This window comes from Pseudomonas sp. JAI115 (assembly GCF_014200835.1).
GTDB lineage: Bacteria > Pseudomonadota > Gammaproteobacteria > Pseudomonadales > Pseudomonadaceae > Aquipseudomonas > Aquipseudomonas putida_A.
In genome coordinates, this window is sequence record NZ_JACHCY010000004.1 from 46756 (window position 1) to 59131 (window position 12376).

11 protein-coding genes are annotated in these 12376 nt (G+C 59.8%); 3 read left to right on the forward strand and 8 right to left on the reverse strand.

From position 1 onward, the window contains the following. Position 1 precedes the first annotated feature (1 nt). From ssuD to HDC30_RS11035, 5 genes are all read right to left on the reverse strand, one after another. A complete protein-coding gene (gene ssuD / locus HDC30_RS11015; protein ID WP_003229262.1) occupies positions 2-1150 on the reverse strand; it encodes an FMNH2-dependent alkanesulfonate monooxygenase in 1149 nt (382 codons plus the stop codon). A gap of 25 nt (positions 1151-1175) precedes the next feature. After that, the gene (locus HDC30_RS11020; protein ID WP_027610509.1) at positions 1176-2156 is read right to left on the reverse strand and encodes a sulfonate ABC transporter substrate-binding protein; all 981 of its coding nucleotides are present in this window, start codon (positions 2154-2156) and stop codon (positions 1176-1178) included. 89 nt (positions 2157-2245) lie between these two features. Beyond that, positions 2246-2839: an NADPH-dependent FMN reductase gene (gene ssuE, locus HDC30_RS11025; protein WP_098966158.1), complete on the reverse strand. Its 594-nt coding sequence runs from the start codon at positions 2837-2839 to the stop codon at positions 2246-2248. Positions 2840-3170: 331 nt separating this feature from the next. Further along, a complete protein-coding gene (locus tag HDC30_RS11030) occupies positions 3171-3809 on the reverse strand; it encodes a peroxiredoxin (RefSeq protein WP_183782947.1) in 639 nt (212 codons plus the stop codon). A gap of 295 nt (positions 3810-4104) precedes the next feature. Beyond that, a complete protein-coding gene (locus HDC30_RS11035) occupies positions 4105-5505 on the reverse strand; it encodes an OprD family porin (RefSeq protein ID WP_183782949.1) in 1401 nt (466 codons plus the stop codon). Positions 5506-5869: 364 nt separating this feature from the next. Here HDC30_RS11035 and tauA point away from each other — a divergent pair, with 364 nt between their 5' ends. Continuing rightward, positions 5870-6865: a taurine ABC transporter substrate-binding protein gene (tauA, locus tag HDC30_RS11040; protein ID WP_183782951.1), complete on the forward strand. Its 996-nt coding sequence runs from the start codon at positions 5870-5872 to the stop codon at positions 6863-6865. 124 nt (positions 6866-6989) lie between these two features. Here tauA and argA read toward each other — a convergent pair whose 3' ends face one another. Then, positions 6990-8288 carry an amino-acid N-acetyltransferase gene (gene argA, locus HDC30_RS11045; RefSeq protein ID WP_095137611.1) on the reverse strand — a complete coding sequence of 433 codons (1299 nt, stop codon included), beginning with the start codon at positions 8286-8288 and terminating at the stop codon, positions 6990-6992. Between the two features lie 267 nt (positions 8289-8555). Further along, positions 8556-9710: an acetylornithine deacetylase gene (gene argE / locus HDC30_RS11050; RefSeq protein WP_183782953.1), complete on the reverse strand. Its 1155-nt coding sequence runs from the start codon at positions 9708-9710 to the stop codon at positions 8556-8558. 156 nt (positions 9711-9866) lie between these two features. Between argE and HDC30_RS11055 the strand changes: the two genes are divergently transcribed. Then, positions 9867-11237 carry an inorganic triphosphatase gene (locus tag HDC30_RS11055; RefSeq protein ID WP_103368201.1) on the forward strand — a complete coding sequence of 457 codons (1371 nt, stop codon included), beginning with the start codon at positions 9867-9869 and terminating at the stop codon, positions 11235-11237. A 114-nt stretch (positions 11238-11351) separates the two neighbouring features. On the opposite strand, the gene HDC30_RS11060 is transcribed toward HDC30_RS11055, so the two are convergent. After that, a complete protein-coding gene (locus HDC30_RS11060; RefSeq protein ID WP_007951785.1) occupies positions 11352-11822 on the reverse strand; it encodes an Lrp/AsnC family transcriptional regulator in 471 nt (156 codons plus the stop codon). Positions 11823-11948: 126 nt separating this feature from the next. Here HDC30_RS11060 and HDC30_RS11065 point away from each other — a divergent pair, with 126 nt between their 5' ends. Next, complete coding sequence (locus tag HDC30_RS11065; RefSeq protein WP_183782956.1) at positions 11949-12287, forward strand: hypothetical protein; 339 nt, start codon at positions 11949-11951, stop codon at positions 12285-12287. Positions 12288-12376: the final 89 nt, after the last annotated feature.

Sequence of the window (12376 nt, forward strand, 5' to 3'; positions counted from 1 at the left end):
CTCAGCTCTGCGACGCGGCTTTGGGAAGAATGTCGTTGGCCACCATCTCGCCGAACGGGCTGACATAACCGGCGCTTTTCGGCAGTTCCGGACGCTCGATGTCGAGGTGCGGGAACAGCAGTTCAGCGACGCGGTACGATTCTTCGAGGTGTGGATAACCGGAGAAGATGAAGGTGTCGATACCCAGATCCGCGTACTCCTTCACGCGGGCGGCCACGGTTGGACCATCGCCGACCAGCGCGGTACCGGCACCGCCACGCACCAGGCCGACGCCGGCCCACAGGTTGGGGCTGACTTCGAGGTTGTCACGACTGCCGCCGTGCAACGCGGCCATGCGTTGTTGACCGACCGAGTCGAAGCGCGCCAGCGATGCTTGCGCACGTTTGATGGTGTCGTCGTCCAGATGCGAAATCAGCCGGTCGGCCGCTTGCCAGGCTTCGGCGTTGGTTTCGCGCACGATCACATGCAGACGAATGCCGAATCGCACAGTACGTCCGAGCTTTGCCGCTTTAGCGCGCACTTGTTCGATCTTCTCGGCCACTGCGGCTGGCGGCTCGCCCCAGGTCAGCACCATCTCGACCTGTTCGGCAGCCAGATCCTGCGCCGCTTCCGAAGATCCACCGAAGTACAGCGGCGGACGCGGTTGCTGGATCGGCGGATAGAGCAGTTTGGCGCCCTTCACGCTGATGTGTTCGCCGTCGTAATCAACGGTTTCGCCTTCCAGCACCCGACGCCAGATGCGGGTGAATTCCACCGAGGCCTGATAACGCTCTTCGTGGTTGAGGAACAGACCATCACCGGCCAACTCTTCCGGATCGCCACCGGTCACCAGGTTGAACAGCGCACGACCGCCGGACAGACGATCCAGCGTCGCTGCCTGCCGCGCCGCCACCGTCGGGGAAATGATCCCGGGGCGCAGGGCGACAAGGAACTTCAGACGCTGGGTCACCGGGATCAGCGACGCGGCGACCAGCCACGAGTCCTCGCAGGAACGGCCGGTGGGAATCAGCACGCCGCCAAAGCCCAGACGATCCGCCGCTTGCGCGACCTGTTGCAGATAACCGTGGTCAACGGCGCGGGCGCCTTCGGCGGTGCCAAGGTAATGGCCGTCGCCGTGGGTAGGCAGGAACCAGAAGATGTTGAGGCTCATGGAGTGGTCTCCTTGGGGATTCGATTTACTGGGTTTGGCTAACCGAGCTTTGGGCCACAGCGGCCGGAGGTGTCCAGATCACATCCTTGATGCTCAACGGCTTGGGAATCAGCTTGAGCTGGTAGAAGGTGTCGGCGATTTTCTGTTGCGCGGCGACCACGTCCGGGGTCAGGAACAACGCACCGTAGCCCTGGCGTTTCACCGAGGTCAGGGTGATGTCCGCCGGCAGGCCGAGCAGTGGCGCGACCTGTTGGGTCACGTCTTCAGGATTGGCTTTGGACCACTCGCCGACGGCGCGCACTTCTTCGACGAGGGTCTTGATCACCTCGGGATTTTTCTGCGCGTAAGGTTTGGTCGCGAGGTAGAACTGATGGTTGTCGACGATGCCTTTGCCGTCACGCAGGGTGTGCGCTTGCAGCTGTTTCTCGGCAGCGGCCTGGTACGGATCCCAGATTACCCAGGCATCGACGCTGCCACGCTCGAACGCAGCGCGGGCATCGGCCGGCGGCAGGAACACGGTCTGGATATCGGAGTATTTGAGACCGGCATCTTCCAGTGCGCGCACCAGCAGGTAGTGCACGTTGGAGCCTTTGTTCAGGGCGACTTTCTTGCCCTTCAGATCCGCTACCGATTTGATTGGCGAATCCTTCGGTACGAGGATCGCTTCGCTGTTCGGCGCTGGCGGTTCGTAGGCAACGTAGAGCAGATCAGCGCCCGCCGCTTGGGCAAACACTGGCGGAGTCTCACCGGTCACGCCGAAGTCGATCGAGCCGACGTTCAGGCCTTCCAGCAGCTGCGGGCCGCCGGGGAATTCAGTCCATTGCACGTCCACGCCTTGGGCGGCCAGACGCTTTTCCAGAGTGCCTTTGGCCTTGAGCAGCACCAGCGTGCCGTACTTCTGATAACCGATCCGCAATGTCTCGGCTTGAGCTTGAGTAATGGCGCCGAAGGACACAGCCGCAGCAAACAGAGCGACCAGACCACGACGCAAAAATACAGTGCGCATAGCGCTCTCCTTTTTGCTGTTGGGTTTTGGCTGCACCTGCTTGGCCGTTAGCGGCTGAGTAAGGTGAGTGGAGCAAATTCGGGTAAGGCTCAAATGCTCCAGCGAGCACTCAATAAACGTTCATTCAACAGGCCCGGCTCCAGCGGTTTCGGCCGGCGAGCCATGGCAGTGACAAACTGATCCAGCGCTTCATGCAGACGCTGTTCCAGCGCTGGCGCCAGTTGCGCCTGGGCGCTGCCTTCGCCATAAGCGATCTGGCTGTCCTCGGCGAAAATGCCCTGGAGCATTTCCTGGGCTTTCAATGCCGACAGCACGGGCTTGAGCGCGTAATCGACCACCAGCATGTGGGCGATGCTGCCGCCGGTGGCCATCGGCAGAACAATCTTGTGGTTCAAGGCGCGTTCGGGCAGCAGATCGAGTACGGTCTTCAGCGCCCCGGAAAACGACGCCTTGTACACCGGCGTGGCGATCAGCAGACCGTCAGCGTTTTCAATCTGCGCCAGCAGGTCGAGCACCTTCGGGCTGTCGAAGCGGGCGTGGAGCAAATCTTCGGCCGGGAAGTCCCGCACCTGATAACTCACCACTTCCACCCCTTGCGCCTGCAACCAGCGTTGCGAGCGCTCAAGCAACACTCCTGAGCGGGAGCGCTGGCTGGGACTGCCACCGAGTGAGACGACCAGCATTCAGACAATTCCTTAAGCGTTACAGGCGATTCGCGGGTTGCGATCTCGCTTCGATGGGAGTGACCTTACCAGCTGATTTATATATCCATAAATCATATTTATTCATTTGGTTATGCGTTTAAGAGATATGCGATTTGCTTTGTTCCGGGCAAAAAAACAGGCCGTGAAAACGGCCTGAAATCCCCTGCTTTGTGGTTCTGGATTCTCAATTCTGTGTTGCCTGGACTGGCGTCTTCGCGAGCAAGCCCGCTCCCACAGGGGAACGCATTTCAAATATAGGAGTGAGCCTGCTCGCAATGTCGGTGGTGGCTACACCGCCAATCTCACTGATTCACTTATTCGGCTGCGGCGTCAGGCGCAGGTATGGTTTCACCGCGCGATAGCCTTTGGGGAAGCGCCGCTTGATCTCTTCCTCGTCCTTGAGCGACGGCACGATCACCACCTCTTCACCGTCCTGCCAGTTGGCCGGAGTTGCCACCTTGTAGTTGTCGGTGAGCTGCAGCGAATCGATCACCCGCAGGATCTCGTGGAAGTTGCGCCCGGTGCTCGCCGGGTAGGTGATGGTCAGGCGGATCTTCTTGTTCGGGTCGATGACGAACAGTGAGCGCACGGTCAGGGTGTCGTTGGCGTTGGGGTGGATCAGGTCGTAAAGGTCTGAAACCTTGCGGTCGGCATCGGCCAGGATCGGGAAGTTGACGATCGTGTTCTGGGTTTCGTTGATGTCTTCGATCCACTTGTGGTGCGAGTCCACCGGGTCGACCGACAGCGCGATGGCTTTGACGCCGCGCTCGCTGAACTCATCCTTGAGCTTGGCGGTAAAGCCCAGCTCGGTGGTGCACACCGGCGTGAAGTCCGCCGGGTGGGAGAACAGCACGCCCCAGCTATCGCCCAGCCACTCGTGGAAACGAATCTTGCCGGCGCTGGAATCCTGTTCGAAGTCGGGGGCGATGTCGCCGAGTCTGAGGCTCATGGTGCTGCTCCTGATGAGTTGTTGGAGAACTCAACTGTAGCTCGGGATTCGACATCATGAAAAAGAATAAATAAGCAGATATTTAGAATTTAAATGAATATTAAACATCGTTCACTGGACGCTCGCCCGCATCGCGACGAACATCGCCCTCAAGGTTCGAGAAGGCCTTGAGTAGCTGCAAAAGAGGGAATTTCGGAACAGGCTTACGGGGGTGAGCCTGACCCGAAAATGCAAAAGCCCCGTCCGGCGCGATGCCGGACGGGGCTTTTTTACATCAGCGAATCGAGACGCGCTATTACAGCAGCGGGATCGAGTAGCTGACGATCAGGCGGTTTTCATCCTGGTCGCGCTGACCTGGGACGTCGTTGCGCCAGGTAGCGTTTTTCCACATCAGGCCCAGGTTCTTCAGCGGACCTTCTGGTACGACATAACCAACGGTCAGGTCGCGTTCCCATTCGGAGCGGCCAGTGGCGTTGACGGTAACTTGGTTGTAACCAACTTTGCCGGTGGTATCGATGTTATCGCCACGCAGGTAAATCAGACCGGCTGTCAGGCCAGGGATGCCCACTTTAGCGAAGTCATACGAGTAGCGAGCCTGCCAAGTGCGCTCGCCAGCACGGCCGAACTTCTGGATCTGCATGTCGGTAATGGTGTAGTTCGACGAACCGTCACCCTGGTTCAGCCAAGGGAAGTCGCTGTTACCGTTGCTGACCTGATAACCGCCACCGAAGGTGTGACCTTCAACGGTGTACAAGAACAAGCCGCTGTACAGGTTGTTGTCGACTTTGCCTTTGGTGACGCCAGTACCGTAATCGCCGGAGGTGAAATAGTTGGCATCGTGACCGTTAGCGCCATCGTCACGGCTGTTGAAGTAACGGAAGTCCGACTTCAATACGCCCGGGCCGATTGCCCAGTTGTGAACCAGGCCCAGGAAGTGTTGCTTGTAGAACTGGTCCAGATTGCCGTAGTAGTACTGAGCGGTCAGATCTTTAGTGATCTTGTAGTCACCGCCGGCATAGATGAACTTGTTGCTGTCACGGCCAGACGCAGTACGGCCGTTGGCACCCGCGATCGACAGTTCTTCGTTGTTGCTGGAGTTACGACCTTTTACGTGCTCGATCTGGCCGCCCACAAGGGTCAGATCCTTGATCTCGCCCGAAGTGATCTGGCCACCCTGGAAAGTTTGCGGCAACAGACGACCATCGTTGGTGACGATAACCGGGTTTTTAGGCTGCAAAGTACCCAGCTTCAGTTCGGTCTGGGAGATCTTGGCCTTGGCGGTCAGACCCAGGCTGGAGAAGTTATCAACCGCTTCACCATTGGATTTGCTTGGGAAAACAGTGCCGCCGTAGGAACCGTAGTTAGTCGGTGTCGCCGGGGAAGCACCGTTAGTGCCACCACCGGAATCCAGACGCACACCCAACAGGCCGATCGCATCGATACCGAAACCCACAGTGCCTTGGGTGTAACCGGAGATGAAGCGCAGATCGAAGCCTTGGCCCCATTCTTCTTGCTTGCTCTGCACGCCTGCACGCTTGTTGGCAGGAGCGTTGACGTCGCTGTCACGGTTGTCAGTATTGATGTAGAAGTTGCGCAAGCCCAGAGTGGCTTTGCTGTCTTCGATGAAACCGGCGGCGCCTGCCTGCTGCGCCATAACCCCTACGGCCACAGCCAGGGCCAAGGTGGACTTGTTCATGTAAAGCTCCTCTCGTTTCTAATTCTTGTGTTCCTGGCCCGGGGTCTGATGCCCTGGATCCTAAGATGCGCGATTAGCGCCAGACCGTGACTGACAAGTCAATCGTAACCTTGTGTGTCTACGACCAAGGTCTAATCGCAGTGATTTGGTCCGTGCAGAGTAAAGATTTCCTGATAAACCCAAAAAGAATTTATTCATTCTTTTTCATATCATTCGGGAATATGGCCACTATCTAGCCATCTTCGCCCGGATACAACGTATCGGCGACTAAGCTCATTCCTAAATGGTATTTGTTAGCCTTTTTTTATATCGATTAGCTTTGGCGCAACCCCAATTCGTCAAACCCTATCGAAAAGGCGATGCCATGATGGCTAAACGCGCACTATCTAGTCAATTTGTTACAGTTTGTGTATCAGCGCTGATTTGTTTTTCCGCGCACGCTGGCAACCTCGCCATCGGTTATCAAACCGGGATCGACCCGAGCAAAGTGCCCCAGGCCGACGGTACTTACGAAACAACCATCGGCCAGAAGATCGACTGGCGACGCTTCAATAGTGGCCCGGAAGTTGTGACAGCCATTGCCTCCGGCGATGTGCAGATCGGCAACCTCGGCTCCAGCCCTCTGGCAGCGGCCGCTTCACGCAATCTACCAATCGTCGCCTTCATTGTTTCAGCACAGATCAATGCCGCCGAAGCCTTGGTGGTGCGCAATGGCAGCGGGATCAACACCCCGCAGGACCTGGTCGGCAAGACCATCGCCACGCCCTTTGTTTCCACCTCCCATTACAGCTTGCTCGGCGCACTCAAGCACTGGGGTCTGGACACCAGCAAAGTCAAAGTGGTGAACCTGCAGCCGGCGGAAATCGCAGCAGCCTGGAAGCGTGGGGATATCGATGGCGCGTTCGTCTGGTCGCCGGCGCTGGGGGAAATCCGCAAGACCGGCAAGACCCTGACCGATGCCGCTCAAGTCGGCCAATGGGGCGCACCGACCTTCGAAGTCTGGGTCGCGCGCAAGGACTACGCCGAGAAGCATCCTGACGTCGTCGCGAAGTTTGCCAAAGTCACGCTGGATTCATTTGCCGATTACGCAGCGCATAAAGACAGCTGGACGGCTGACTCGGCGCCGGTTCAGAAAATCGCCAAACTGACCGGTGCCAATGCCGCCGATGTACCGGAACTGCTGGCCGGTTCAGCCTTCCCGGATGCCAAGGCACAGCAATCCACCGCACTGCTGGACGGCGGCACGGCGAAAGCGATTGGTGAGACGGCGAAGTTTTTGAAGGAACAGGGCAAGGTCGAGACGGTGCTGCCGGACTACTCGCCGTACGTCAGTGCGAAGTTTGTAACCGAAAACAATTGAATAGGTGGCGAGGGGATTCATCCCCGATGGACTGCGCAGCAGTCCCCTGCTTTTGCTGAAGCGGGGGCCGCTGCGCGGCCCATCGGGGATGAATCCCCTCGCCACAAAAGTCCTTCGCTAATCTTCAGAGGGTCTTTTCGAAGATCTTCGAGTTGCGCTGATAGTTGTACAGCGACGCCCGCGCCGCCGGCAGACGCTCGACACTGCTAGGTTCGAACCCGCGCTCGCGGAACCAGTGCGCGGTACGGGTGGTAAGAACGAACAGAGTCTTCAACCCTTGCGCCCGGGCACGGGTCTCGATGCGCTCCAGCAGCTCATCGCCGCGACCACCGTGGCGGTACTCCGGATTCACCGCCAGGCACGCCAGCTCACCGGCATCCGAATCGGCAATCTGGTACAGCGCCGCACAGGCAATGATCATCCCTTCACGCTCAACCACACTGAACTGCTCGATCTCGCGCTCCAGCACTTCGCGCGAACGACGCACCAGAATCCCCTGCTCTTCCAGCGGGCTGATCAAATCGAGCAAACCGCCGACGTCTTCAATCGCCGCCTCGCGCACCAGTTCGAATTGCTCCTGAGCGACCAGCGTACCGCCACCGTCGCGGGTGAACAGTTCGGTCAGCAGCGCGCCGTCTTCGGCGTAGCTGACGATATGGCTGCGCGCGACACCGCCACGGCAAGCCTCGGCAGCGGCATCCAGCAGTTCCGCCTGATAGTTGCTGCCCAGACGCGCCAGATGCGCCGGCACCTGCTGTGGACGCAGTTCGCGCACCAGTTTGCCGTTCTCGTCGATCAGACCGAGGTCGGCGCCGAACAGCAGCAGCTTGTCGGCACCGAGGTCGATGGCGGCGCGGGTGGCGACGTCTTCGCAGGCGAGGTTGAAGATTTCCCCGGTCGGCGAGTAGCCCAGCGGCGACAGCAGCACGATCGAACGCTCGTCGAGCAGACGATTGATGCCTTTGCGATCGACCCGGCGCACTTCACCGGTGTGGTGATAGTCGACACCTTCAAGCACGCCGATCGGCCGCGCGGTCACAAGGTTGCCGCTGGCCACCCGCAAGCGCGAGCCCTGCATCGGCGACGAGGCCATGTCCATCGACAGCCGCGCTTCGATAGCGATACGCAACTGACCGACCGCGTCGATCACGCACTCCAGGGTCGCCGCATCGGTGATGCGCATGCCGTGGTGGTAGTGCGGGGTCAGGCCGCGCGCAGCGAGGCGGGTTTCAATCTGCGGGCGCGAACCGTGGACCAGCACCAGACGCACGCCGAGACTGTGCAACAGCACCAGGTCGTGGACGATGTTGCCGAAATTCGGATGCTCCACGCCGTCGCCGGGCAGCATGACGACGAAGGTGCAGTCGCGGTGGGCATTGATGTAAGGGGACGCGTGACGAAGCCAATTGACGTATTCGGGCATGAACCTGGGCCTGTAATAAATAGCAGCCGGAAATAAGGGCGAAACGGAAAACGCACAGCGGGCTGATGGTTATCGTCGGAACAGGCTTGGCGACACGCGCGCTCTCCTCATGAATACGGGTTGGGGTGCTGGCAATTTACAGCGTTTGATCGGATAAAACACATACCTCCTGTGGGAGCGAGCCTGCTCGCGAAAGCGGTGTATCTGTCGACATTGAGGTGTCTGGAATGGCGCTTTCGCGAGCAGGCTCGCTCCCACAGGGGTTGATCATCGTTCGTCAGTTGTCAGGCAGTAATGTTCAATCAACTGCCGCAGTAGATGCACGGTAGGCTGCAAACGTGACATTTCAAGGTATTCGCCGGGCTGGTGCGCACACGCAATGTCGCCGGGGCCGAGCACAATGGTTTCGCAGCCAAGGCGCTGAAGATAAGGCGCTTCGGTGCCGAACGCTACTGCTTCGGCACTGTGGCCGGTGAGCTTTTCGGCGATGCGCACCAATTCGGCGTCTTCGGCCTGCTCGAATGGCGGCACTTCCGGGAACAACGGCTGGTAGTCGATCTTCACCTGATGACGTTCCGCAACCGGATTGAGCTTGCGCAGAATCTCCGCACGCAGGACTTTCGGGTCCATGCCCGGCAACGGGCGCAGATCGAACTCCAGCGAACACTGGCCGCAGATGCGATTCGGATTGTCGCCGCCATGAATACAGCCGAAGTTCATGGTCGGTTGCGGCACGCTGAACTGCGGGTTGTTGAATTCACGCTGCCACAACAGACGCAAACCGCGCAGTTCGCCAATGGCATCGTGCATCGCTTCGAGGGCGCTGTGGCCCAGGCGCGGATCCGACGAATGGCCGCTCTGCCCGAGGATATCGATGCGCTCCATCATGATGCCCTTGTGCATGCGGATCGGCTTGAGCCCGGTCGGCTCGCCGATCACCGCCGCACGGCCCAGTGGCTTGCCGGCCTCGGCCAGCGCCCGGGCACCGGACATCGAGCTCTCTTCATCACAGGTGGCGAGGATCAGCAGCGGTTGCTTGAACGGCTGGTCGAGCAGCGGCTGCACGGCCTCGATGATCAGCGCGAAAAAACCCTTCATGTCGCAACTGCCCAGCCCGACCCAGCGGCCATCGACTTCGGTGAGTTTCAGCGGATCGGTCTGCCACAGCGCATCGTCATAAGGCACGGTATCGCTGTGCCCGGCCAGCACCAGGCCGCCGGGGCCACTGCCGAAACTCGCGAGCAGGTTGAATTTGCCGGGGCTGACCTGCTGGATATCGCAGCTGAAGCCCAGATCCCCCAGCCAGCCGGCAAGCAAATCGATCACCGCCCGGTTGGACTGATCCAGGCTCGGTTGGGTGCAACTGACCGACGGTGCGGCGATCAGTGCCGCGAACTGGTCTTGCATGGATGGCAAAGGCATCGCTGACTCCAACTCCCGATTTGAAGTCCATCATAGAGCCATCCGGCGCTCGGAATAAACCGCCGCAGGGCGTAGGAAGTTTGAGTCCTGTACACTGCACGGCCTTGGCAGCCACACATTCCCCCGGCTGCGCTCCCGATCCTGGATTTTCCGGCCATGCAGAAAGAAACCGAAATCAAACTCCGCGTCAGCCGCGAAACCCTCGCTGCCCTGCGCGAGCACCCGCTACTGAAAAAACGCAACAAAAATGGCTGGGAACGCCGTGAGTTGATGAACCAGTACTTCGATACCCCTGAGCGCGATCTGGCTCAGGCCAAAGTCGCCCTGCGTCTGCGCAAGGACGGTGACGAAGTGATTCAGACCCTCAAGACCCGCGGCCAGAGCGTGGCCGGTCTGTCCGAGCGTAATGAGTACGACTGGAAATTGCCCAAAGCCAAGCTCGACGTGAAGAAACTCGACGGCGAATGCTGGCCCGAGTCGCTGGCCGAGCTGGACAAGAAAACCCTGAAGCCGATCTTCACCACCGATTTCGTCCGCGAGCGCGCGGAAATCGCCTGGGGCCGCGGCAAGGCCAAAGTGGTGATCGAAGCCGCGCTGGACCTCGGTCACGTGGTGGTCGGCAAACAGAAAGAAGAAATCTGCGAGCTGGAACTGGAACTGCGCGAAGGTGAGCCTGCCGCGTTGCTGGAACTGGCCGCCGAACTGGCCGAAACCCTGGCCCTGATGCCGTGCGACATCAGCAAGGCCGAGCGCGGCTACCGTCTGTACGACGCCAACAGCTACTCGCTGAGCCTGCCCGCGCCGCAACTGACCCCGGAAACCCAACTCGACGACGCCTTCGCCGCGCTGGCCTGGCACTTGCTCGGCAGCAGCCAGCGTCTGGCCGAACAATATCGCTTCAACGGCCACTGGCGCCTGCTGCAGGACTGGGTCGAGAACCTCGCGGAAATGCGCGCCCTGCTCAGCAGCCTCGGCCAGGCCGCACCGCGTCCGGCCACTCACGACCTGCGCGTGGCGCTGGATGCACTGCTGGAAGACTGGCGCCCACTGGTTCAGGTCGGTATCGAAGACGAAGACGTGCGCAAGGCCGCGCCGGAGCAGTTCCTTGAAGAGCTGGAAGACCCGCGCTGGGGCCTGTTCTCGCTGACGGTTTCGCGCTGGCTGCTGGCCCGTACCTGGGCCGCCGAGCGCAACACCCGCGGCAACCGCCAGGGCGCCGCGCAACTGCACAGCTGGCTGCCGCGCATGCTCGGCGAAGAAGCCACGTCCCTGCAACTGCAGCGCTATCAGCAGCAGCCGGAAGATCTGGCCGAGCAACTGCCGCGCATCGAACGCATCCAGGTCTGGCTGCACCACGCGCGTAACGTGCTGGAAATCCCGGAAATGGATCGCCTGTACGGCGAGCTGAACAAACTGGCGCAACTGGCCAACGAGCCGACGATCACTGACGAACTGCTCGATGCGCGCAAGCAGCAGGCGATTGCGGTTTATCAGAATCGTGCGTGGAAAATGCTGCTGCGCATGTGATGACTGTGTGGTGAGGGGATTTATCCCCGATGGACTGCGCAACAGTCCCTGCTTTCAACTAAGCGGCGGCCGCTTCGCGACCCATCGGGGATAAATCCCCTCGCCACAAAAGGATCAGCGCAAGACTGGCAGGCTGGTCGTGGATTTGATCTCCGACAGCGCCACAATCGAGTTCACCTCCTGAATCCCTGGCACCAGCGACAGCTTTTCGAAGAAGAATCGCTCATACGCCTCGATGTCCGCCGCGACAATCCGCAACAGAAAGTCCACCGCGCCCATCAGCACATAACACTCCAGCACTTCCGGAAAGCCGCGAATCGCCTCGGTGAATTCGGTGAAGTTCGAACGCCCGTGGGCGTTGAGTTTGATCTCGGCGAAGATCTGCGTGTTCAGGCCGATCTTCTTGCGATCAAGCAAGGTCACCTGCCCGCGAATGATCCCCTCCTCCTTCATCCGCTGAATCCGCCGCCAGCACGGCGACTGCGACAGTCCCACCTGCTCGGCGATCTGCGCGCTGGACAGTGACGCGTCCTCTTGCAGCAGGGCGAGAATCCGCCGGTCGTAGCTGTCGAGCTCGCTATGCATAATCAATCCTCAAAATGATCATTCTGCGAATCGTTCCAGTCGAGCAATCCGCGAATCCGCTCATTTTAGACAAGAAATGCCCGGCATCGAATGTAAAAATTCCTCCACTGACTCTGGAGACCGGACATGCCTCACCTCGAAGCCGTGAATACCCCCGCGCCCCGCGCCGATGTGTGGAACGTCAACAACGCGCACTGCTGCGCGCGTTATCAACTGCTTGCCGAGGCCGAGCCGGATCTGCTGGTGCGGGTGCTGAACCTGTTTGCGCTGCAATTTCTGACGCCAGTCAAGGTCAACGCCGAGCGTCTGGACGATCTGCTGTCGGTCGATATCACCATCGACGGACTGAGCTGGCATCGCGCCCAGGTGATTGCGGAAAAACTTCGTAACCTGATCAGCGTCTGCTCGGTGAACCTGCAAGACGCCGACACGGCGTGGGCTGCGCCAGCCCAGGCGTCCGGCTGACAAATCCGGCAACGGCTTTGTCGGGTAGTGGCCCAACAGTCTGCGGGGCCACGACTATCCTTTGCGCACAGTCGTTCAAAAGGAGCCCG